General features: G+C 65.0%; 19 protein-coding genes. 12 read left to right on the top strand and 7 right to left on the bottom strand.

Annotated features, from left to right (window positions below; all coding sequences use genetic code 11):
* The coding region (locus GTP90_RS07895) for an endonuclease/exonuclease/phosphatase family protein (protein WP_161082978.1) at window positions 1-656 on the top strand (656 nt) is incomplete at its 5' end.
* Between the two features lie 41 nt (window positions 657-697).
* On the opposite strand, the gene GTP90_RS07890 is transcribed toward GTP90_RS07895, so the two are convergent.
* A complete protein-coding gene (locus GTP90_RS07890; RefSeq protein ID WP_371875033.1) occupies window positions 698-2,437 on the bottom strand; it encodes a putative bifunctional diguanylate cyclase/phosphodiesterase in 1,740 nt (579 codons plus the stop codon).
* A 213-nt stretch (window positions 2,438-2,650) separates the two neighbouring features.
* Here GTP90_RS07890 and GTP90_RS07885 point away from each other — a divergent pair, with 213 nt between their 5' ends.
* Together GTP90_RS07885 and GTP90_RS07880 are read left to right on the top strand one after the other, a co-directional pair.
* Entirely contained in the window at window positions 2,651-3,880 is a 1,230-nt protein-coding gene (locus GTP90_RS07885) for an efflux RND transporter periplasmic adaptor subunit (protein ID WP_161082977.1), read from the top strand.
* 2 nt (window positions 3,881-3,882) lie between these two features.
* Complete coding sequence (locus tag GTP90_RS07880) at window positions 3,883-7,029, top strand: efflux RND transporter permease subunit (RefSeq protein ID WP_161082976.1); 3,147 nt, start codon at window positions 3,883-3,885, stop codon at window positions 7,027-7,029.
* A 51-nt stretch (window positions 7,030-7,080) separates the two neighbouring features.
* On the opposite strand, the gene GTP90_RS07875 is transcribed toward GTP90_RS07880, so the two are convergent.
* The 3 genes from GTP90_RS07875 to GTP90_RS07865 form a co-directional block, all read right to left on the bottom strand.
* Window positions 7,081-7,260 carry a hypothetical protein gene (locus GTP90_RS07875; protein WP_161082975.1) on the bottom strand — a complete coding sequence of 60 codons (180 nt, stop codon included), beginning with the start codon at window positions 7,258-7,260 and terminating at the stop codon, window positions 7,081-7,083.
* Between the two features lie 71 nt (window positions 7,261-7,331).
* Window positions 7,332-8,237, bottom strand: a complete 906-nt coding sequence (xerD, locus tag GTP90_RS07870; protein WP_161082974.1) for a site-specific tyrosine recombinase XerD — start codon at window positions 8,235-8,237, stop codon at window positions 7,332-7,334.
* A complete protein-coding gene (locus GTP90_RS07865; RefSeq protein ID WP_161082973.1) occupies window positions 8,213-8,734 on the bottom strand; it encodes a methylated-DNA--[protein]-cysteine S-methyltransferase in 522 nt (173 codons plus the stop codon). Before GTP90_RS07865 ends, xerD begins: the two co-directional genes overlap by 25 nt.
* Window positions 8,735-9,317: 583 nt before the next feature.
* Between GTP90_RS07865 and GTP90_RS07860 the strand changes: the two genes are divergently transcribed.
* Both GTP90_RS07860 and GTP90_RS07855 read left to right on the top strand, forming a co-directional pair.
* Entirely contained in the window at window positions 9,318-9,971 is a 654-nt protein-coding gene (locus GTP90_RS07860; protein WP_161082972.1) for a TRAP transporter small permease, read from the top strand.
* Window positions 9,968-11,359 carry a TRAP transporter large permease gene (locus tag GTP90_RS07855; RefSeq protein ID WP_371875032.1) on the top strand — a complete coding sequence of 464 codons (1,392 nt, stop codon included), beginning with the start codon at window positions 9,968-9,970 and terminating at the stop codon, window positions 11,357-11,359. The genes GTP90_RS07860 and GTP90_RS07855 overlap by 4 nt, the downstream gene beginning before the upstream one ends.
* A 50-nt stretch (window positions 11,360-11,409) precedes the next feature.
* Here the strand turns inward: GTP90_RS07855 and GTP90_RS07850 are convergent, their stop codons facing one another.
* Window positions 11,410-12,396 carry a TRAP transporter substrate-binding protein gene (locus GTP90_RS07850; RefSeq protein WP_161082971.1) on the bottom strand — a complete coding sequence of 329 codons (987 nt, stop codon included), beginning with the start codon at window positions 12,394-12,396 and terminating at the stop codon, window positions 11,410-11,412.
* Between the two features lie 128 nt (window positions 12,397-12,524).
* Between GTP90_RS07850 and GTP90_RS07845 the strand changes: the two genes are divergently transcribed.
* From GTP90_RS07845 to GTP90_RS07830, 4 genes are all read left to right on the top strand, one after another.
* Window positions 12,525-14,549 (top strand): two-component system sensor histidine kinase NtrB, encoded by a 2,025-nt coding sequence (locus tag GTP90_RS07845; RefSeq protein ID WP_161082970.1) that lies wholly within the window; start codon window positions 12,525-12,527, stop codon window positions 14,547-14,549.
* A 3-nt stretch (window positions 14,550-14,552) separates the two neighbouring features.
* Complete coding sequence (locus GTP90_RS07840; protein WP_161082969.1) at window positions 14,553-15,140, top strand: response regulator transcription factor; 588 nt, start codon at window positions 14,553-14,555, stop codon at window positions 15,138-15,140.
* Between the two features lie 65 nt (window positions 15,141-15,205).
* Window positions 15,206-15,490, top strand: coding sequence for a BrnT family toxin (locus tag GTP90_RS37575; protein ID WP_161082968.1), 285 nt, complete (start codon window positions 15,206-15,208; stop codon window positions 15,488-15,490).
* On the top strand, window positions 15,441-15,647 hold the full coding sequence (locus GTP90_RS07830) for a hypothetical protein (RefSeq protein ID WP_175048004.1): 207 nt from the start codon (window positions 15,441-15,443) through the stop codon (window positions 15,645-15,647). Before GTP90_RS37575 ends, GTP90_RS07830 begins: the two co-directional genes overlap by 50 nt.
* 43 nt (window positions 15,648-15,690) lie before the next feature.
* Here GTP90_RS07830 and GTP90_RS07825 read toward each other — a convergent pair whose 3' ends face one another.
* Both GTP90_RS07825 and queG read right to left on the bottom strand, forming a co-directional pair.
* Window positions 15,691-17,451: a DUF885 domain-containing protein gene (locus GTP90_RS07825; protein ID WP_161082966.1), complete on the bottom strand. Its 1,761-nt coding sequence runs from the start codon at window positions 17,449-17,451 to the stop codon at window positions 15,691-15,693.
* A gap of 42 nt (window positions 17,452-17,493) precedes the next feature.
* Complete coding sequence (queG, locus tag GTP90_RS07820; protein ID WP_161082965.1) at window positions 17,494-18,594, bottom strand: tRNA epoxyqueuosine(34) reductase QueG; 1,101 nt, start codon at window positions 18,592-18,594, stop codon at window positions 17,494-17,496.
* A 57-nt stretch (window positions 18,595-18,651) separates the two neighbouring features.
* On the opposite strand from queG, the gene tsaE reads away from it, so the two are divergent.
* From tsaE to GTP90_RS07805, 3 genes are read left to right on the top strand one after another with little or no spacing between them, the layout of a single operon-like run.
* Window positions 18,652-19,137: a tRNA (adenosine(37)-N6)-threonylcarbamoyltransferase complex ATPase subunit type 1 TsaE gene (tsaE, locus tag GTP90_RS07815; protein WP_117011982.1), complete on the top strand. Its 486-nt coding sequence runs from the start codon at window positions 18,652-18,654 to the stop codon at window positions 19,135-19,137.
* The gene (locus GTP90_RS07810) at window positions 19,101-20,552 is read left to right on the top strand and encodes an N-acetylmuramoyl-L-alanine amidase (RefSeq protein WP_161082964.1); all 1,452 of its coding nucleotides are present in this window, start codon (window positions 19,101-19,103) and stop codon (window positions 20,550-20,552) included. The genes tsaE and GTP90_RS07810 overlap by 37 nt, the downstream gene beginning before the upstream one ends.
* Window positions 20,553-20,570: 18 nt before the next feature.
* Window positions 20,571-21,413, top strand: coding sequence for a D-hexose-6-phosphate mutarotase (locus GTP90_RS07805; protein ID WP_161082963.1), 843 nt, complete (start codon window positions 20,571-20,573; stop codon window positions 21,411-21,413).

Below are 21,413 nucleotides of genomic sequence, written 5' to 3'. Positions count from 1 at the left end.
TACGCGCCTTCCCCGACGGCGTGGCGCTGCCGCCCGGCAGCCGCGACGCCGACCACTTCGCCCGCGCGCCGCTGCACGCCCAGGTGCTGCTGCCGGACCGCCGCATCGTCGACGTGATCGTGGTCCACCTCAAATCCAAGCGCCCCGACTACACCAGCGGCGACAACTGCGCCGACCCGATGCAGTACGCCCAGGCCAACCTGCGCTCGCTGATCCGGCGCGGCACCGAGGCGGTGGCGCTGCGCGCGCTGATCAGCCAGCTCGAACGCGGCGCGCGCCGGCCGCGCGTGGTGCTGGGCGACTTCAACGACACCGCCGACGCCGTCACCACCGCCATCGTCATGGGAGCGGGCGCTGGCTGCCTGCCGGGCGAGGAGCTGAGCGGGCGCATGTTCGACTGCAACCAGATCCAGCTGGAGCGCGACGCGATACGCCGCTCCGGCTACACCAACATCCACGACGGCCACTGCATGACCATCGACCACGTGCTGGTGTCGGAGGAGTTCAACCCGGCCTCGCGCCATGCGGTGGGCGAGGTGCTGGACGTGCGCTACCTGAACGACCACCTGCTGCAGGACATGCCGGAGGCGTCCGACCACGGCCAGGTGCTGGTGCGGCTGCGCCTGTACGGCGAACGCGCGCCCGAGGCGCTCTAAGGCCATTCCTCGCAAGCGCCGGTCCGCCGGCGCGGCGGGGCCTATGCACCGCCATCCAGCAAGCCATCCAGGCCGTCCAGCATGCCGTTCTGCGCCACGTAATGGCCCTGGAACTGGTCGCAGCCGTGCTGCGCCAGGAAGCGCAGCTGCGCCTCGGTCTCCACCCCTTCCGCCAGCACCGTCAAGCCCAGGCTGCGCGCCATCGCGATCATGGCCACCACCGCCGTCGGCGGCGCCGCGCCGTCGCCGCCGATGTCGCGGATGAAGGTGCGGTCGATCTTGAGCTTGTCGAACGGGTACTCGCGCAGGTGGCCTACCCGCGTGTAGCCGGTGCCGAAATCGTCGATCGCCAGCCGCACGCCCAGCGCCCGCAACGCGCGCAGCGTGGCCGGCGCGGCGGCCACGTGCTTCATGATGACCGCCTCGGTCAGCTCCAGCTCCAGCAGCTCCGGCGCCAGCCCGGAGGCGGCCAGCGCGGCCGCCACGCGGTCGGCCAGGTTACGTTGCAGGAACTGCGTCGGCGACAGGTTGACCGCCACCGCCAGCGGATGGCCGGCCTGCTGCCAGCGCCGCGCCTCGCGGCAGGCCTGCTCCAGCACCCACTGGCCGATCGGCACCATCAGGCCGCTCTCCTCGGCCACCGCCATGAAACGCTCCGGCCGCAGCAGGCCCAGCGAAGGATGGCGCCAGCGCAGCAGCGCCTCGGCCGCCATCGGCTGGGCGCTGGCGATGTCGACCTGGGCCTCGTACTCCAGCACGAACTGCTGCTCGCGCAGCGCGCGCCGCAAGTCGTTCTCGAACGCCACCCGCTCGACGATCTGCGCGTTCATCGCCGGGCTGAAGAACTGGAAGCCGTTGCGCCCGTTTTCCTTGGCGTGGTACATGGCCAGGTCGGCGTTGCGGATCAGGGTGTCGAGGTCGGCGCCGTCGTCCGGGTAGATGCTGATGCCGATCGAGGTGCTCACGTGCAGCCGGTGCGGCTCCAGCACGAACTCCTGGCCGATGGCGTTGAGCACGGTCTCGGCCACGTGCGCCACCTGGTCGATGGCGCCGATCTCGGCCAGCATGATGACGAACTCGTCGCCGCCCTGGCGGCTGACGGTGTCAACGCTGCGCACGCAGCGCACCAGCCGCGCCGCCACCTCGCGCAGCAGCTGGTCGCCGACGTGGTGGCCGAGCGCGTCGTTGATGTTCTTGAAGCGATCCAGGTCGAGGAACAGGATGGCCAGCCGGCCGCGCTTGCGGCGCGCCGCCGCCAGCGCCAGGCTCAGGCGGTCGAGCAGCAGCACGCGGTTCGGCAGGTCGGTCAGGAAGTCGTGCTCGGCCAGGTGGCGGGTGTGCTCCTCGGAGCGGCGGCGGTCGGCGATGTCGGTCAGCAGCGCCAGGTGCAGCACCAGCTGGTCCTGCTTGCGCGCGGAGATGTCGCGGATCGCCGCGCACAGCCGCCGCGGGCCGATGGTGGTGAGCAGCACCTCGGCCCAGAACTGGCGCCCGCCGCAGCCCACGCAGCACCATTCGAACTGGCGATTGCCGTCGCGCTCGGCGTCGGCCAGCAGGTCGGCCAGCGCCCCCGCCGACAGCACGCCCTCGGCCTGCTGCAATGGTGACAAATCAACCAGACCCAGCCCCAGCAGATGGTCCGGCTGGCCGCCGTCGAACAGCGCCAGCGCGGCCGGGTTGCAGCCGGTGATGACGCCATCCTGCAACAGCAGCAACGCGTCGCTGGTCTGCCGGTACATCGCGAGCAAGTCCGCGTCGGTGTTGTTGTCTGGTGTAGCCACGTGGCCCTCTCCGGCATATCGCCCTCTCAGGCCAGTCTTTCATTCTTGCCGCTTCGGGGAATCGACCATTGAGTTTGGTCAAACGCGCTCGATCCCGCGTTTTTGCAGTTCATCCGCATTTTTGCGCCACCTGTCGCATCGGACTGGCGGCCCGCCTTGAAAATTCCTACAGTGGCACTATCCGCCGTGGCGACCTTTTGACAGAAGAACGATATGAAACTTGAAACCTTGCCCGTCTCCCCACAATCCACGGTGCGCGGCAAACGCTGGCGCACTCCGCTGGCGGTGCTGATCGTCATTGGCCTGGCCGGCGGCGGCTGGACCGTCATGCATAGCAAGAAGGACGCGCCGCCGCCCAGCGCGCAAGCGGCCAAGGACGATAAAAAGAAACAGGAAGTCTTCGAACTGTCCAGCGGCGATATCGCCGCCGTCGAAGCACGATCATTGGCGGTCAGCTTGCCCTTATCCGGCTCGCTGGCGCCCCTGAGTTCGGCCACCATCAAGTCCAAGGTCTCGGGCGTGGTGGAGGCCACCACGGTGCAGGAAGGCATGGCGGTGTCCGCCGGCCAAGTGCTGGCGCGCATCGACCAGGCCGACCTGCGCGCGCGCCTGCAACAGCAGCAAGCCATGCTGGACGAGGCGCAGGCCAAGCTGTCGCTGGCCACCAAGAACGAGGCCAACAGCCTGGCCCTGCTCAAGCAGAAATTCATCGCGCAGACCGCCTACGATGCGACGCAGAACAGCGTCGACCTGGCGCGCGCCAACGTCAAGTCGGCCGCCGCGATGGTGGAGATCGCCCGCATCGCGCTCAACGACGGCGTCATCAAGGCGCCCATCAGCGGCGTGGTCAGCAAGCGCCACGTGCAGGCCGGCGAGAAGCTGGCGCCGGACATGCCGGTCTACAGCATCGTCAACCTGTCCGAGCTGACGCTGGAGGCGCAGGTGCCGGCCTCCGAGATCCCGCGCGTGAAGGTGGGCCAGGACGTGCAGTTCAGGGTAGACGGCTTCCAGGGCCGCGCCTTCAACGGCAAGGTGGCGCGCATCAACCCGGCCACCGAGGCCGGCTCGCGCGCGATGCTGGTCTACATCTCGGTCAGGAACGAGGACAGCGCGCTGCGCGCCGGCATGTTCGCCAAGGGCAGCATCGTCACCGACCGTTCTGCCGTCATGCCCATCGTGCCGGTGACGGCGCTGCGCACCGAGAAGGGCCAGCAGGTGGTGTACAAGATTGAACAGGGCAAGGTGATCGCGCAGCCGGTCAAGCTGGGCCTGCGCAACGAGGACGAGGGCTACGCCGAAGTGGTGGACGGCCTGGAGCAAGGCGCCAACGTCATCGTCTCCAAGCTCGACAGCGTCAAGGCGGGCAGCCAGGTCAAGCTGCCGGCCAGTCTCGCCACGCCGGCCCAGCCGGCCAAGTCCGCCATGCTGGCGCAGAAGGGCTGATCATGTGGATCACTAAAACCAGTATCCAGAACCCGGTCTTCGCCACCATGGTGATGGTGGCGCTGGTCGTGCTGGGCCTGTTCTCCTACCGCGAGCTGGGCCTGGAGTCCATGCCCAACGTCGACATCCCCGGCGCGATGATCGAGGTGAATTATCCGGGCGCCTCGCCGGAGGCGGTGGAGAACGACATCACCCGCCCGATCGAGGACGTGGTCAACACCGTCAGCGGCATCAAGACCCTGCGCGCCAACTCGTGGGAAGGCCGCTCCGGCGTCTACATCGATTTCGAACTGTCCACCAACATGGACAAGGCCATGCAGGACCTGCGCGACAAGGTGGCCCAGGTGCGCCCGCGCTTCCCGAAGGAAGCCAAGGATCCGTTCATTGTCCGCTTCGAGGGCGAGAACAGCCGCCCGATCGCGCAGATCGGCCTGACCGCCACCGACCATACGCTGCGCGACCTGTCGACCATGGCCGACCAGCTGATCGGCAAGCGCTTCCAGGGCGTGGCCGGCGTCGGCCAGGTGCGCCTGAACGGCACGGCCTCGCGCCAGATCCTGATCAGCCTGCGCCCCAGCGACCTCAACGCGCAGGCCATCGGCGTGGACGAGGTGATCAACGCCATCCAGGCCACCAACACCAATCTGCCGGCCGGCTCCATCAGCTACGCCGGCAACGAGCAGCTGGTGCGGGTCGAGGGCAAGATGAAGGACGCCCGCGACTTCAACAAGATCATCGTGGCGCGCCGCGCCAACGGCCCGGTGTTCCTGGAGCAGGTCGCCACCGTGATCGACGGCGCGCAGGAAGAGCTGTCGGTGTCGCGCCTGAACGGCCAGCGCGCCATCACGCTCGACATCACCAAGGTGCAGGACGCCAACGTGGTCGAAGTGGGCAAGCGCATCCAGAAGGTGGCGGCCGACCTGCAGAAGACGCTGCCGGCCGACATCAAGCTGACCGTGCTGAACGATGAATCGCTGAAGGTGCAAAGCCAGCTCGACAACGTGAAGGAAACCATCATCGAAGGCGCGGTGCTGACGATGATCATCGTGTTCTTCTTCCTGCACTCGTGGCGCTCGACCATCATCACCGGCCTGACCTTGCCGATCTCGGTGATGGCCAGCTTCATCGCCATGAAGTTCTTCGGCTTCACGCTCAACTTCCTGACGCTGATGGCGCTGTCCCTGTGCATCGGCCTGCTGATCGACGACGCCATCGTGGTGCGCGAGAACATCGTGCGCCACCTCGGCATGGGCAAGAACCACCGCCGCGCGGCCGAGGACGGCACCAATGAAATCGGCCTGGCCGTGATGGCCACCACCTTCGCCATCGTCGCCGTGTTCATCCCGGTGGCCTTCATGCAGGGCATCATCGGCCGCTTCTTCCTGCAGTTCGGCATCACCGTCGCGGTGGCCGTGCTGGTGTCGCTGTTCGTCAGCTTCACGCTGGACCCGATGCTGTCGTCGGTGTGGCCGGACCCGGTCAAGGACCGCTTCAAGTACGTGCCATGGCTGGGCAACTTCATGCACTGGCTGGAGGGTGGCGTCGAGAAGCTGCACGTGGTGTACGGCAAGGTGCTGGGCGTGGCGCTGCGCTGGCGCAAGCTGACGCTGGCCTCGGCCGCCGCGCTGTTCGTGGCCAGCCTGATGCTGGTGCCGATGATCGGCGGCGAGATGTTCCCCGACCAGGACAACGGCTGGATCAACCTGCACCTGAAGACCCCGGTCGGCTCCAGCCTGGAGTACACCGACAACAAGGTGCACCAGGTCGAGGAAGCACTCAAGGCCTTCCCTGAAATCGCCAGCGTGATCTCGGTGGTGGGCACGCAGGAAGGCCGCAACAACGCCCAGATCGACATGAAGCTGCAGGACCGCAAGACCTACAAGCGCCGCTCGCAGAAGGAGCTGGAGGGCGTGGTGCGCGCGCGCCTGAGCAAGATCGCCGGCATCACCATGTCGGTGGGCTGGAAGCCGATCTTCATCGCCATCCTCGGCACCGACGAAGGCAAGCTCGACACGGTGGCCCACCACCTGATGGACAAGATGCGCAAGATTAAGGGCGTGGCCGACCTGGAGTACAGCCAGGAAGGCGCCAACCCGTCCACCACGGTCAAGATCAACAACGAGCTGGCCAGCGACCTGGGCCTGTCGGTGCAGCAGATCGGCAGCGCGCTGCGGCCGTTCGTGGCGGGCGACACCACCAGCCACTTCCTGGCCGACGATGGCCAGAACTACGACGTCAACGTGCAGCTGCCCAAGTCGGGCCGGCAGAAGATCGCCGACCTGGCCGACCTGTCGCTGGCGTCGAGCAAGCTGGGCCCGGACGGCCGTCCGGTGATGGTGCCGCTGCGCCAGGTGGTGGACTTCGTGCCCTCGTTCAGCCCGCAGGTGCTCAAGCGCCAGGCGCTGCAGCGCCGGGTGGCGGTGTACGCGTCGGTCGAAGGCCGTCCGGGCGGCGACGTCGACAGCGACGTCAAGAAGGCCATGAAGGAAATCGACCTGCCGGCCGGCGTGCGCTTCGACGTGGGCGGCAACGCGCAGGACATGGAAGAGAGCATGTCCTCGGCCATCATCGCGCTGGGCATCGCGGTGATCTTCATCTACCTGGTGCTGGCCTCGCAGTTCGGCAGCTTCCTGCAGCCGGTGGCGATCATGATGTCGCTGCCGCTGTCGCTGATCGGCGTGCTGGTGGCGCTGCTGGTCACCGGCAGCACGCTGAACATCTTCTCGGTGATCGGCTTCATCATGCTGATGGGCCTGGTGACCAAGAACGCGATTTTGCTGGTGGACTTCACCAACCACGCGCAGCAAGGCGGCATGGGCCAGCGCGAAGCCATCATGTCGGCCGGCCAGGTGCGGCTGCGGCCTATCGTGATGACCACGCTGGCGATGGTGTTCGGCATGCTGCCGATGGCGATCGGCATGGGCGACGGCGGCGAGACGCAGGCGCCGATGGGCCGCGCGGTGATCGGCGGCGTGATCACCTCCACCCTGCTGACCTTGGTGGTGGTGCCGGTGGCCTACACCTACCTGGACAGCCTGGGCAAACGCTGCGTGCGCTTCTTCAAGGGCCGCGCGCACGACGAGGAAGCCGCGCTGCACGACGCCATCGAGCCGATGCACGACATCAAGGCGCGCAACGAAGTGGCTTGACCTGGCTTCAGAAACGCAAAACCGGGCTGTATGCCCGGTTTTTTTTCGCGCTTACTCGGCGGCGGCTTCGCCGTCGGCGGCCTCGTCGCCGTCAGCCTCGTCCAGCTCGCCTTCCTGGGCCAGGCCGGGATTGTTCTTCAGCTCGGCCTTGCGCCGGGCTTTTTCATCCGCTTTTTTCTTCTTTTCCAGCTCACGCTGCCGCTTCTCATACGCGAAATTTGTCTTTGCCATGTGCCACCTCTTCTTTATACGGTTCGATTACCTGCCCACATTATGACGCAGTTACGGCCAACGCAAGTTTTTCAGCCTCGGGGATGATGTTGCGCATGCAGGTGCTTCAGGCGTTCGCGGGCGACGTGGGTGTAGATTTGTGTGGTCGAAATGTCCGAATGGCCCAGCAGCAGCTGCACCACGCGCAGGTCGGCGCCATGGTTCAGCAGGTGGGTGGCGAAGGCGTGGCGCAGCGTGTGGGGCGACAACGGCGCGGTGATGCCGGCCTTCAAGGCATGTTTTTTAATTAAGACCCAGAACATCTGCCGCGTCATCGGCCCGCCGCGCGCGGTGACGAACAGCGCGTCGTCGACCTGGCCGTTGAGAATGACGCCACGCGCTTCCTTGACATAGCGCTCGATCCACACCCGCGCCTGCTGCCCGAACGGCACCAGCCGCGTCTTGGCGCCCTTGCCGGTGATGCGCAGCACGCCGTCGTTCAGGCTCAGCTCCAGCAGCTTGAGCGTGACCAGCTCGGACACGCGCAGCCCGCTGGCGTACATCAGCTCCAGCATGGTGCGCTCGCGCAGGCCCAGCGGCGTGGCGACGTCGGGCGCGGCCAGCAGCGCCTCCACTTGAATTTCGCTCAAGGTGTGGACAAAGCGGGCCGGCTGTTTGGCCGACACCAGCTTGAGCGTGGGGTCGTCGGCGATGCGGCGCTGGCGCAGCAGCATCTGGTAGAAGCGCCGCAGCACCGACAGCCGCCGGTTCGACGAGGTGGCCTTGCCGCTGTCCTGGTGGCGGGCGGCGATATAGGCCTCGATGTCGTGCGCGGCCACCGCCGCCAGCCCCGCCACCTGCGGGCGCTTCTTCTCCAGCCAGGTGGCGAACAGGCGCATGTCGCGCCGGTAGGCCTCCAGCGTGTTCTTCGACAGGCCGTCCTCCAGCCACAGGCTGTCGCAGAACTCGTCGATCAGAGCAGTGTTGTCTGTTGCCATGCGTATTCGCTCGATCCTTCGTGCGCCAGCAGCCAGCGCTTGATCCCCAGCAGGTAGCCGTTGGGGTCGTCGCTGTTGGCGAAGCCGCCCAGGCCGGACGAGGACGTCACGCGGTGGCACGGGATCACCACCGGGAACCAGTTGGCGCCGCAGGCCTGGCCCACCGCGCGCGGCGCCGAGCCGATGTGTTTGGCCAGCTCGCCGTAGGTGCGCACGCTGCCGCGCGGGATGGAGCGGATGGCGTCCCAGACCTTGTGCTGGAACTCGGTGCCGGCGCGCTTGAGCGGCAGGTCGAAGGCGAAATCGGCGTCCTCGCAGTAGCGGGCCAGCTGCGTCGCGGCCAGCTCCGCCACCGCGTCCTGTGGCGCTTTTGCATCAAAGTGGGGCGGCAGGTAGCACAGTTCGGTGATCAGGCCACCTGCCGTGCGCACGCCCAGTTTTCCAAGCGGCAAGTCCAAAACGGCGGAAAACAATTCATGCTGCTGTTGTATTTTCATCACACTCTATGCACCAAAAAAGCCGGCTGAAGTTGTCGAAATGCACCATTTTGTTGCATTCAAACTACATTAAAAAAACCACACAGTTGCATTGTAATTGCGCGCCGCCGGCGTCCGGCAAAAAAAAAACGCACCTTGCGGTGCGTTTTCAAATCCTGCTTCACGTTCCCGGTCGTTTGCCTGTCCCCGTAGCGCGCTTGTGGCGGCCTGCAGCGACTATAACAACGACATTCTGTAAAACGTGTGTCTCCTCGATCTTTCGCCGGTATTCAGTACCGTTTCTCTACACACTCCCCACCTACAATTCTGGGCTCTTGCTACCGGGTGGCATATCGATATGCAGTTATCCCTGAGAGCGACGCAATCATATCGTATCTATTTGGCTTTTTCTCCTTTTTTTTCGGTCCCGAGCGCCCCTTGCTTTAAACGTGAAACAAATTTGACGCACATCAGGAAAGTTGTGGTATTAGGCATGAGTCTTGGCAAAAGACCTAGTAGTACCCCTCATTGCTCCGTGCGCGACAAAAATATAATTTAGGCGAAAATGCCGGATTTCCTGGCATCAATAAAACTAGAGACAATCATGTTTACAAAACTACTGGATCATCTGGAAGAGTGGATCATCACCTTCCTGATGGCAGGGGCCACCCTGATCATCTTCCTGTCCGTGGTGCACCGCTACGGCACCGGCCTGCCCATCCCGGGCGTCCAGGATTACCTGCTGTCGCTGCACTTTGAATGGGCGCAGGAACTGGCCATCATCATGTTCGTGTGGATGGCCAAGTTCGGCGCCGCGTACGGCGTGCGCATGGGCGTGCACGTCGGCGTCGACGTGCTGGTGAGCCGCCTGCCGGAGGCCTGGCGCCGCCGCGCCACCTACGTCGCGCTGGCCTGCGGCATGCTGTTTACCGGCATCATCGGCACGCTGGGCCTGACCTTCGTGTGGGAGAACGGCATGCACTACGCGCTGTTCAACAAGCTGGGCATGGATGTCAGCGCGCTGACCGAGGGCCCGACCACGCCCGACCTGGAATGGCCGACCTGGTTCATCTACTCGGTGGTGCCGATGGGCTCCTACCTGATGTGCTTCCGCTTCATCCAGGTGTCGCTGGTCTACTGGCGCACCGGCGAGATGCCGCACCAGGACGAATCGCACGTCGAAGGCCTGGACGACGCCGACGATGACGAGATGTTCGCCGCCGTCCAGCCAACCCCAGCCCACGGAGGTGCGAAATGAGCGGCGCAACGGCACTCGATTCGGTCAAGGTCATGTCCAAGAAGCGCGCCGCGGCGTGGCTGATCGGCATCGCCGCCATTTTGCTGTCGGTGTGCGTCATCGGCGGCAAGGTCGGCATCGTGTTCGCGCTGCTGCTGGCGCTGATGTTGACCGGCATCCCGGTCTCCATCGCGCTCGGCCTGACGGTGCTGATGTTCATGTACCTGCTGACCCACGTGCCGGTCGAGGCGGTGGCGCTCAAGCTGTTCAGCGGCATCGAGAAGTTCGAGATCATGGCCATCCCGCTGTTCATCCTGGCCGGTAACTTCCTCACCCACGGCGGCGTGGCCAAGCGCATGATCAAGTTCGCCACCAGCCTGATCGGCCATTGGCACGGCGGCCTGGCGCTGGCCGGCATCATCGCCTGCGCCATGTTCGCGCTGGTGTGCGGCTCGTCGGTGGCGACGGTGGTGGCGATCGGCTCCATCATCCTGCCGGCCATGGTCAAGCAGGGTTATCCGAAGCGCTTCGGCGCCGGCGTCATCATCACCGCCGGCTCGCTGGGCATTTTGATGCTGCCGTCGATCCCGAAAGTAATCTACGCGATCTCCACCAACACCTCGATCGGCGCGCTGTTCCTGGCCGGCCTGTTCCCCGGCATCCTGCTGACCGTGATGCTATGCACCACCACCTGGGTGCTGGCCAAGAAGAACGGATACCCGCGCATGCGCAAGGCCACCTGGGGCGAGCGCGGCAAGGCGTTCAAGGACAGCGTGTGGGGCCTGATGCTGGTGGTGATCATCATCGGCGGCATCACCAAGGGCATCTTCACGCCGACCGAGGCGGCCGCGATGAGCGCGGTGTATGCGTTCATCATCTCGGTGTTCGTCTACAAGGACATGCCGCTGAAGAAAACGCCGGAAGTGCTGAAGAAATCGGCCAGCCTGAGCGCGATGCTGCTGTACATCATCACCAACGCCGTGCTGTTCTCCTTCCTGATGGCGCACGAGAACATCCCGCAGGCGATGGCGGACTGGATTTTGGCCAAGGACCTGGGCCAGGCCGGCTTCCTGTTCTTCACCAACATCCTGCTGCTGTTGGCCGGTAACGTGATGGAACCGTCGTCGATCATCCTGGTGATGGCGCCTATCCTGCACCCCGCCGCGATCCGCCTGGGCATCGACGCCGTCCACTTCGGCATCATGATCGACGCCAACATGGAAGTGGGCCTGTGCCATCCGCCGGTCGGCCTGAACCTGTACGTGGCCAGCGGCATTTCGAAGATGAGCATCTCCGAGCTGACCGTGGCTGTGATGCCGTGGCTGCTGACGATGCTGGTGTTCCTGGTGATCGTGACCTACTGGCCGGGGCTGTCCTTGTGGCTGCCCAAGGCGATGGGATTGATGTAATAAAAAAAGGGAGGCCGCCGGCCTCCCTCTTAGCTTGAAAACCAGCTAAATTATTTAGCTGCTTCCTTGTTGATCGCCGAGATCAGGTCCTTGCCGATACGGCCTTCCATATCCTTCTGCACCGGCAGCAGCGCCTTGCGCCAGTCGGCCTGCTCTTTCACGCTCAGGGTATAGATGGTGGTCTTGCCGGCCTTCTTGATCGCTTCCAGCGCCAGGTCGTTATCGCGCTGGGCGATGGCTTTCTCGAACGTGGTGGCTTCCTTCATCGCCTTATCCAGCGCGGTGCGGATGTCCGCCGGCAGGCCGTCCCAGAACTTCTTGTTGACGATGACCGCATAACCCAGGTAGCCGTGGTTGGACACGGTCACATACTTCTGCACCTCGTGCATCTTCTGCGTGTACATGTTCGACGGCGGATTCTCGGTGCCATCGACCACGCCGGTCTGCAGCGCCTGATACACCTCGGAGAACGCCAGCACCTGCGGGTTCGCGCCCAATGCGCGCATCTGCGCGTCCAGCACCTTGGACGACTGGATGCGCATCTTCAGGCCCTTGAAATCCGCCGGCGTATGCAGCGGCTTATTAGCCGACATGACCTTGAAGCCATTGTCCCAGAACGCCAGGCCGGTGATACCCTTCGGCTCCAGCTTCTTCATCAGGCCCTTGCCGATTTCGCCCTCGGTGACGTTATACAGCGCGGTCTTGGACGGGAAGATGTAAGGCAGGTCGAACGCCTCGAACTCCTTCACGCCCAGCGGGCCGAATTTGGCCAGCGACGGCGCCAGCATCTGCACGGCACCCAGCTGCAGCGCCTCCAGTTCTTCCTTGTCCTTATACAGTTGGCTATTTGGATAGACTTCGACTTTGACGCGGCCATTGGTGGCCTTCTCGGCCAGCTGCTTGAAGCGCTCCGCGGCCTGGCCCTTCGGCGTGTCGGTTGCCACCACGTGGCTGAATTTGATGACGATCGGCGCCTGGGCGTAGGCGTTGAAGCTGAGCGCCACGCTCATGGCCAGCAAAACGGATTTCAGTTTCATGTAGTCTCCAGAGGGATTTAAAATACGGTATTGTTCTAGTTTGACTGATTCTTACTAATCGTGGCAAGGGTGGCTACTGTGGAAAACCACAATACCGCCGCCTTCCCAAGGCTTTACCCTGATTGTCCATGACCAGCACACCCGCCACCGCCCTGCCCCGCCGTGCACATTACAGCTCCTCGCTGCGCTGGCTGCTGCCCATCATGCTGGTGCTGTTCTTCTTGGCGATCCTGATCTGGCTACCGTGGCAAGCGCGCCAAATGGAGAGCAACGAGCGGCAGGAGCAATTGATCGCCGACACACTGTGGGTCGAACAAACCATCCGCTTCCAGCTGGGACGCGACGAGGAAAGCCTGCGCGGGCTGGGCACCGAGATCAGCGCCGGCAAGCTGCCACCGGGGCAGCTGCACGAACGGCTGGCGCGCCTGCTGAAGAACGGCCACGAACTGCTGCGCGTGATCTGGCTGCGGCCGGACGGCAAGCTGGCCGCCAGCAGCGATCCGCAGGCCACGCCGGTGGAGCTGTCGGCCGCCTCGCAAGCGACCATGGAACTGGCGCGCCAGACCCGCCACGCGCTGTACACCCAGCCGGAGGCGCAGACGCCCAACCTGTCGGCCGCCCCCGCCGCCGTGCTGATGGACTACCACGTGCCGCTGTACCGCGGCGACGAATACCTGGGCGACCTGGTGGCCACTTATCAAACCAGCGCGCTGCTCGACGAGATGGTGCCGTGGTGGTTCGCGCAGGACAACCAGGTCTCGCTGATCGACCGCGACGACAAGGTGCTGGCGCGCCGCGCCGCCGCCGGCCCGGGGCACGGCGTCTACACGCACAAGCGCGCGCTGGACCTGCCCGGCGCCACCATCACGCTGGTGACGGACAGCGTCAAGAGCGAACCGCAACTGCTGCCCAATTTGCTGGTCGGCTCGGTGATCGTGCTGTCGCTTGGGTTGTTATGGAGCCTGCTGGCCTTGTGGGGCCACATCTCGCGGCGGCTGGAGGCCGAAGGCGCGCTGCGCCAGCAGATGTCGTTCCGCACCGCGATGGAGAACTCGCTGGTGACGGGCCTGCGCGCGCGCGACCTCGAAGGCCGCATCACCTACGTCAATCCGGCGTTCTGCCAGATCGTCGGCCATCCGGCCGAGGAACTGGTCGGCATGCTGCCGCCCATGCCCTACTGGGCGCCGGAGGCGATGACCGAATACCAGACCCGCTTCGCCTCCGTCTTGGCGGGCAACGTCACACCGCAATTCGAGACCTACTTCCAGCGCCCCAACGGCGAGCGCGTGCCGGTGCTGATCTTCGAGGCGCCGCTGGTGGACAAGGACGGCAAGCAGACCGGCTGGATGGGCTCCATCCTCGACATCTCGGACCGCAAGCGCATCGAGGAACTGAACCGCCAGCAGCACGAAAAGCTGCAGGCCAGCGCGCGCCTGGCGACGATGGGCGAAATCTCGTCGATGCTGGCGCATGAGCTGAACCAGCCGCTGGCCGCCATCTCCAGCTACACCACCGGCGCGCTCAATGTACTGGGGCGCGCCGCCGACAGCGGCACGGCGGTCGACTGCAACGTCCTCAAGCCGGCGCTGGAACAGGCCAGCGCGCAGGCGCAGCGGGCCGGCCAGATCATCCGCAGCGTGCACGAATTCGTCAAGAAGAGCGAGCCGCAGCGGCAGGAGGTGGCCATCGGCTCGCTGCTGGAAGGGATACGCGCGCTGATCGAGCTGCAGGCGCGCCAGGCCTACGTCTCCTTCAACGCCAGCATTCCGGCCGACCTGCCGCCGGTGCGCGCCGACCGCGTGATGATCGAGCAGGTGCTGCTCAACCTGACCCGCAACGCCATCGAAGCGATGGCGCACATCCCGCCGCAGCGGCGCATGCTCAACGTGGTGGCGGCGTATGATGCGGCCAGCGCGCAGGTCAGCGTGGCGGTGATCGACCAGGGGCACGGCATACCGGAGGACGTGGCGCAGCGATTGTTCTCGCCGTTCTTCTCGACCAAGGCGGAAGGCATGGGCATGGGGCTCAACATCTGCCGCACCGCGATAGAATTCCACGGCGGCTCGCTGACCTACAGCGCCAACCCGCAAGGTGGCACCATATTTACGTTCGTGCTGCCGGCGATGCTGGTGGCCGCGGAACAGGAGACTTGAAGCATGCTGCATATCGTAGATGATGAAGCGGTCGTACGCGACTCCCTGACCTGGCTGGCCACGTCGCGCGGCATCCCCTCGCGCGCGTACGAGAGCGCGGCGCAGTTCCTGGCCCACACCGAGGCCGGCCAGTTCGACGCCGAAGGCGATTGCGTGCTGCTCGACGTGCGCATGCCGGACATGAACGGCGTGGCGGTGTTCGACCAGCTGTCCGCGCGCGGGCTGACGCAGCGCATGCCGGTGATCTTCCTGACCGGGCACGGCGACGTGCCGATGGCGGTGGACACGCTCAAGCGGGGCGCCTTCGACTTCTGCGAAAAGCCCTTCAACGACAACCAGCTGATGGACCGTGTGCAGGAAGCGCTGGCCAACTCGCGCCAGGCCGGCGCGATGGCGGCGGTGCACGCGCGCCTGGCCACGCTGTCGGCACGCGAGCGCGAAGTGCTGGACCTGATCCTGGCCGGCAAGATGAACAAGGTGGTGGCCGACCAGCTCGGCATCAGCATGCGCACGGTGGAAGTCCACCGCGCCCACATCTTCGACAAGATGCAAGTCAAAACCGCCGTCGAACTGGCCGGCCTGTTGAAATAAGCTCCACCTCACCCCGCTTGATTCTCCTCAAACGAGCGCCTAACATGAAGTGACAGTATCGTCCCATGCTGACCTGGGACGAAAACAAGCGGCGTAAGAATTTAAGCCGGCACGGAATCGACTTCGCAGACGTGGAGTCAATTTTCGATTTTCCGATGTATTCAGAAGAGGATCGCTCAGTCAATCATTACGAATTGCGCCTACGTAGTTTGGGACTGTTGCGCGGGCGCGTTATTTCCCTTATCTGGGCTCCAATTGGTGACGGCGGTCGCATAATTTCTTGTAGATATGGTAATTCATATGAAACACGAAAATATTTGGAAGAATTATTTCACTCAGGAGCAAATTGACGCAATGATCGCGGCAGCCCCCGAGTATGTGGACGACCCTGATTGCCCATACGACCCGAACGACGAAGCGGCGGTTCGGGCCTTTTGGTCCAAGGCGAAAATCACTTTTCCCGGCGAACATCCGCACCAGAAGCCTTTCAAGCAAAACAAGGACTAAGGCTCCTGACGTCTACGGCGCAATACTGCCTGACGAGTTCACATCAGGCGGCCTTTTGCGCGGCGATCCACTCATCGACGACTTGCTCCAGCACCGGCAGCGGGACGTTGCCGGTTTCTAGCACCACGTTGTGGAAGGCCTTGATCGAGAACTTGTCGCCCAGCGCTTTCTGCGCCTTGGCGCGCAGGTCGAGGATGCGCATCATGCCGATCTTGTAGGCGCACGCCTGGCCCGGCATCGCGACGTAGCGTTCCACTTCCGCCGCCGGGATGCCGTAGTCGATGCCTTGCTGGCGCGTCCACTTCATCGCGTGCAGGCCAGTATCCACCACCAGCCGCCGCGCGCGGAACAGCTCCGCGTCCAGCTGCCCCAGATGGCCCACCACATCGCCCTCGTACCAGTTGTTCTCGGCCGCCAGCTGCTCCGCATACAGCGCCCAACCCTCGCCATACGCCGAGCCAACCGCAAACACGCGGTCGCGCCGGTAGCGCGGCAGCTTGTCGTTCTCCTGCTGCAGCGCGACCTGGAAGTGGTGCCCCGGCACGCCTTCGTGATACACCAGCGTACGCATGCCGACGATGCGGAACTCAGGCCCCGGCATCGGCGCCCAGAAGATGCCCGGCCGCGTGCCATCCTTGGCCGGCCCGGTGTAGTGCGCCGCCGCCGTCTTCTCGGTGAACGGCGGCTCGCGCTTGACCACCACCGGCGCCTTCGGCGTGACGTCGAACAGCTCCTTCGCGCGCGCCTCGGCGTCGCGCAGCACGCTGTCGTAGCGGGCCAGCAGCATCGGGCGCGGATCGGACTCCTTCGGCTGCGAGTCCTTCTCCAGCTGCGCCATGCGCTGCTTGATCGTGCCGCCGGTGTAGCCCAGCGACGCCAGCAAGCCGTCCATCTCCTTCTCGATGCGCGCCACTTCCCGCAGCCCGATGTTGTGGATCTGTTCCGGCGTGTAGTCGGTGGACGTCATCTGCTTGAGCAGCAGCGCGTAGGCCTTGTCGCCATTGGGCAGGCGCCACAGGCCGGCGTCCTCGGTGGTGCGCGGCAGCTGCTCCTGCAGCATCGTGCGGGCGCGCTGGAACGCGGGGATGATCGAGCGCTTGACGGTGTCCTCGGCCTCCGCCGCGAACCGGGCCTGCTGTTCCGGTGTCACGTCCTTCAAGCCGCCCATGCGCTGCTTCAGCGTGGCGACGAACACATTGTTCTCCGGCCCACCATCGAGGAAGCGGTCCAGCTGCCCGATCGAGGACTGCGTCAGGAAGGTCGGCATCAGGATACCGCGCGCACCCAGGCCGCGCGCCTGCAGGATGCCGGTGTCCATCTTGCCGGCCACCGCCTTCAGGCGCACCAGATAGTTCTCCACGTCGCGCTGATTGCGGATCGGGTGCGCCTGCGTCAGGAAGTTCACCAGCTGCACATGCAGACCGCCGAACTGGTTGAACACGAAGTTATAGTCCGCATACGGCCACGCATCCACCGCGCCCTGCAGATTCCAGGCGATGCTGGCGGCGCTGGCGCGCTGCTGCGGCGTGAGCGACTGCTTGTCGATCCTGGCCAGCTGCGCCAGCGCGGTCTTGGCCGCGGCCACTTCACCGGCGCGGTAGACGATGGTGTTGGGCGTCAGCTTGCGGTCCAACTGGTCCTGCTCCTTGCCGCTGAAGTACTGCTTCAGCGTGGCCTGCTCAGGATCGCTGCGCACCTTGGCGTTGGCGACCTTGTCGGCCCAGTCGTCGAAGCTCGCGCCATGCGCGGCCAGCGTGAAGGATGCGCCGGCAAGCAGCGATATGAATCTGGTTGAAGTAAGCATGGGCCCGGGCCTGATAATCGAAACGCCCGAGTGTAGCGCAGTTCAGGCGTGGCGGGCGATCGCCCATTCGACATGCTCGCGCACCAGCGCCGACGGGTGCTCGCGGCGCGCCATCAGCGCGGCCACGATGGCCGCATCGCCCTTGGCGCCGGCCGCCGCCGCGTTGCCCAGGCCGACCGCGATATTGCGCAGCCAGCGCTCATGGCCGATGCGGCGTATCGGGCTGCCTTCCATCTTGCGGTTGAATTCTTCCTCGGTCCACGCGAACAATTCGATCATCGAGGCGCTGCCCAGGCCATGGCGCTCGTCGAAGTCCGGCAGCACCGCGCGCTGCGCGAACTTGTTCCACGGGCAGGCGGTCTGGCAATCGTCGCAGCCGTAGACGCGGTTGCCGATCAGCGGCCGCATCTCCAGCGGAATGGCGCTTTTCAGTTCGATGGTCAGGTAGGATATGCAGCGCCGCGCATCCAGCTTGCCCGGCCCGAGGATGGCCTGGGTGGGGCAGACGTCGATGCACGCCGAGCACTGGCCGCAGTGCCGGCCGGTCGGCTCATCGACCGGCAGCGGCAAATCGACCAGGAACTCGCCCATGAAGAACATCGACCCGGCGGTGCGCGACAGCAGCAAGGTGTGCTTGCCGCGCCATCCCAGGCCGGCCTTCTCGGCCAGCGGCAGTTCCATGACCGGCGCCGAGTCGGTGAACACGCGGTAGCCGAATTCGCCGATTTCCGCCTTCACCTTGTCGGCCAGCTGCTGCAGGCGCGCGCGCAGCACCTTGTGGTAGTCCCTGCCGCGCGCGTAGACCGAGATCACGGCGGCGCCGGGATCGGCCAGACGAGCCGCTTCCCGCTCGCGCCAATCATGGGAGCCCCCCGTTTCCGTGTCCCTCGGCAGATAGTCCATGCGGGCGCTGATCACCCGCACCGTGCCCGGCACCAGCTCGGCCGGACGGGCGCGCATCATGCCGTGGGTGGCCATGTAGTCCATTTCGCCATGCATGCCGGCGTCCAGCCACGCCTGCAGGCCCGCCTCGGCGTGACTGAGGTCGATGTCGGTGATGCGGATTTCGGCGAAGCCCAGCTCCACACCCCAGCGCTTGATGCTGAGGGCAAGTTCGGCTAAATTGGTTACTGGCAGGGACATCGGTAGCAGGTGGCGGTTACAATGGCTGGCGATCCAACCAACACGACATTCTAATTGATGCAGCACTTCCAAGCCCATCTCCATGACGAAGCCGGCACCGCCGCCCTGGGCACGGCCCTGGCGCGCGCCCTGGCGCCCGGCCTGGTGATCTACCTGCACGGCGACCTGGGGGCCGGCAAGACCGCCCTCACCCGCGCCCTGCTGCACGCGGCCGGCCACGTGGGCACGGTCAAAAGCCCGACCTACACCTTGTCCGAACCGTACGCGATCCAGCTCGACGGCCGCAGCGTCAGCGTGATCCATTTCGACCTGTACCGCATGGGCAGCCCGGAGGAATTCCTCGACGCCGGCTTCCGTGAAGACTTCAATGGCGACAACATCTGCATCGTCGAATGGCCCGAAAAGGCCGACCGCGTGCTGCCTGCCGCCGATATCAACCTGTTTCTGACTGTGGCCGGCAACGGCCGTGATGTAGAATTGCAGGCGACCACCGCACTGGGTAACTCATGCCTTCAACGCCTCAAATTCGCCCCCAACATGTAAACAGCAAGGCTGTTACGCGCCGCACCGTCCTCAAGACCGGCGCCACGCTGCTGCTGTCCGTGCTGGCGCCGGTGCGCGCCTGGGCCGCGCAGATCCTGGCGGTGCGGGTCTGGCCGGCGGAGGACTACACCCGCGTCACGCTGGAAAACGACGCCGCGCTCAAGGCCACCCACTTCATCGTCAAGGACCCGGAACGCATGGTGGTCGACATCGAAGGCCTGGAGCTGAACCCGACGCTCAAAAGCCTGGTCGCCAAGATCCAGTCCAACGACCCGTACATCAAGCAGGTGCGCGTGGGCCAGAACCGGCCCAACGTCGTGCGCCTGGTGTTCGACCTGAAGGAAGAAATCACGCCGCAGGTGTTCACGCTGGCCCCGGCCGGCAACTACAAGCACCGCCTGATCTTCGACCTGTACCCGGTCAAGCCGGTCGACCCGATCGCCGCGATGATCGAAAAAGGCGACTGGTCGAGCGACGGCAAAACGCCGCCGTCCGGCGCGGCCGCAACCGGCAGCGCGCCCAAGGGAGACATGCCGCCGCTGAAGCCGGCCGAAGCCGAGGCCCTGGCCAACGCACCGCAAACGCCGCCGGATGCGCTCAAGCCCAACACCAAGCCCGATCCGCGCGCGGAGCTGCGCAATGAGCTGAAAACCGCCGAGGCGCAAACCCGCGCCAGCGAAAAAACCGACAAGAACGGCAAGCTGATACGCATGCTGACCGTGGTGCTCGACCCGGGCCACGGCGGCGAAGACCCCGGCGCCTCGGGCAAGAACGGCAGCCGCGAGAAGGACATCGTGCTGGCCATCGCCAAGCGCCTGAAGACCAAGATCGAGGAATTCCCCAACATGCGCGTGATGCTCACGCGCGACGCCGACTACTTCGTCCCGCTGGGCACCCGCGTCGACAAGGCGCGCAAGGTGCAGGCCGACCTGTTCGTCTCCATCCACGCCGACGCCTTCGTGCAGTCCACCGCGCGCGGTTCATCGGTGTTCGTGCTGTCGGAAAAAGGCGCCAGCTCCTCGGCGGCGCGCTGGCTGGCGGACAAGGAAAACCTGGCCGACACCATCGGCGGCGTCAACGTCAAGAACCACGACCGGCAACTGGCCAGCGTGCTGCTGGACCTGTCGACCACCGCGCAGATCAACGATTCGCTCAAGCTGGGCAAGTCGGTACTGGGCGAGATCGGCGGCATCAACCGCCTGCACAAAGGCTCGGTCGAGCAGGCCGGCTTCGCGGTGCTGAAGGCGCCGGACATTCCGTCGATCCTGATCGAAACCGCCTTCATCTCCAACCCGGAGGAGGAAGCCAAGCTGCTCGACGACGGCTACCAGAACCAACTGGCCGATGCCATCGTCAAGGGCATCCGGCATTATTTTGCGAAGAACCCACCGCTGGCAAAGAACCGGCTGACCTGAAACTAAAACGGACGAGACATGGCTGTAGTAACGAATACGGAATACGGCGCACTGCCGGCAGTACAAATCACAGCGGCCGATGGCAGCCAGGCGACGGTGTCGCTGTTCGGCGCCCACCTGCTGTCATGGAAGACCGGCGACGGCAAGGAGCGCCTGTTCGTCAGCGCGCAGACGCCGCTCGACGGCAGCAAGGCCATACGCGGCGGCGTGCCGGTGATCTTCCCGCAGTTTAATGTGCGCGGCCCCGGCCTGCGCCATGGCTTCGCCCGCGTCAGCACGTGGCGCCTGACCGGCAGCGGCGGCGACGGCGGCCAGTCCTTCTTGGAATTCGGCCTCAATCAAAACGACCTGTCGCCCGAACACGCGCAAGCCTGGCCGCACGCCTTCGAACTGACGCTGCGCTTCACGCTGCACGGCGACGCGCTCGACGCGCAGTTCACGGTGCATAACAGCGGCGCGCAGGAATTCCCGTTTGGCCTGGCGCTGCACACCTACTACGACGTCGGCCAGCTGGCGGCGACCAGCATCAGCGGCCTGCAGCACATGCGCTGCACCGATCATAACAACGAGACGCTGACGCAGGAGCATCCGGCGCTGCACTTCACCGAGAAGCTCGACCGCCTGTACCAATCCACGCCGACGCTGACGCTGAACACGGCCAACGCCACGCTGCGCCTGGAGCAGCAAGGTTTCGACAACTGGGTGGTGTGGAATCCGGGCCAGGACGACGCCAGGGCGCTGGTGGACCTGGCGGACGACGAATACCTGCGCTTCGTCTGCATCGAGCCGGCGTGCGCCGACCAGCGGCCGCTGGCGGCCGGCGCCACGTGGACCGGCAAGCACCGCATCGCGGCGGATTAA

Origin of the sequence: Duganella vulcania, from assembly GCF_009857655.1 — a bacterium.
In the GTDB taxonomy this organism is placed as follows: domain Bacteria; phylum Pseudomonadota; class Gammaproteobacteria; order Burkholderiales; family Burkholderiaceae_D; genus Rugamonas; species Rugamonas vulcania.
This window is presented reverse-complemented; position numbering and strand designations above follow the sequence as displayed.

Coding starts and splice junctions, on each gene's coding strand:
- GTP90_RS07840 (WP_161082969.1), top strand. CDS start 14,553: ATGCTGCATATCGTAGATGATGAAGCGGTCGTACGCGACTCCCTGACC.
- GTP90_RS07865 (WP_161082973.1), bottom strand. CDS start 8,734: ATGAAAATACAACAGCAGCATGAATTGTTTTCCGCCGTTTTGGACTTG.
- GTP90_RS07830 (WP_175048004.1), top strand. CDS start 15,441: ATGAAACACGAAAATATTTGGAAGAATTATTTCACTCAGGAGCAAATT.
- GTP90_RS07875 (WP_161082975.1), bottom strand. CDS start 7,260: ATGGCAAAGACAAATTTCGCGTATGAGAAGCGGCAGCGTGAGCTGGAA.
- GTP90_RS07805 (WP_161082963.1), top strand. CDS start 20,571: ATGGCTGTAGTAACGAATACGGAATACGGCGCACTGCCGGCAGTACAA.
- GTP90_RS37575 (WP_161082968.1), top strand. CDS start 15,206: ATGCTGACCTGGGACGAAAACAAGCGGCGTAAGAATTTAAGCCGGCAC.
- GTP90_RS07845 (WP_161082970.1), top strand. CDS start 12,525: ATGACCAGCACACCCGCCACCGCCCTGCCCCGCCGTGCACATTACAGC.
- queG (WP_161082965.1), bottom strand. CDS start 18,594: ATGTCCCTGCCAGTAACCAATTTAGCCGAACTTGCCCTCAGCATCAAG.
- tsaE (WP_117011982.1), top strand. CDS start 18,652: ATGCAGCACTTCCAAGCCCATCTCCATGACGAAGCCGGCACCGCCGCC.
- GTP90_RS07880 (WP_161082976.1), top strand. CDS start 3,883: ATGTGGATCACTAAAACCAGTATCCAGAACCCGGTCTTCGCCACCATG.
- GTP90_RS07860 (WP_161082972.1), top strand. CDS start 9,318: ATGTTTACAAAACTACTGGATCATCTGGAAGAGTGGATCATCACCTTC.
- GTP90_RS07850 (WP_161082971.1), bottom strand. CDS start 12,396: ATGAAACTGAAATCCGTTTTGCTGGCCATGAGCGTGGCGCTCAGCTTC.
- xerD (WP_161082974.1), bottom strand. CDS start 8,237: ATGGCAACAGACAACACTGCTCTGATCGACGAGTTCTGCGACAGCCTG.
- GTP90_RS07810 (WP_161082964.1), top strand. CDS start 19,101: ATGCCTTCAACGCCTCAAATTCGCCCCCAACATGTAAACAGCAAGGCT.
- GTP90_RS07855 (WP_371875032.1), top strand. CDS start 9,968: ATGAGCGGCGCAACGGCACTCGATTCGGTCAAGGTCATGTCCAAGAAG.
- GTP90_RS07885 (WP_161082977.1), top strand. CDS start 2,651: ATGAAACTTGAAACCTTGCCCGTCTCCCCACAATCCACGGTGCGCGGC.
- GTP90_RS07825 (WP_161082966.1), bottom strand. CDS start 17,451: ATGCTTACTTCAACCAGATTCATATCGCTGCTTGCCGGCGCATCCTTC.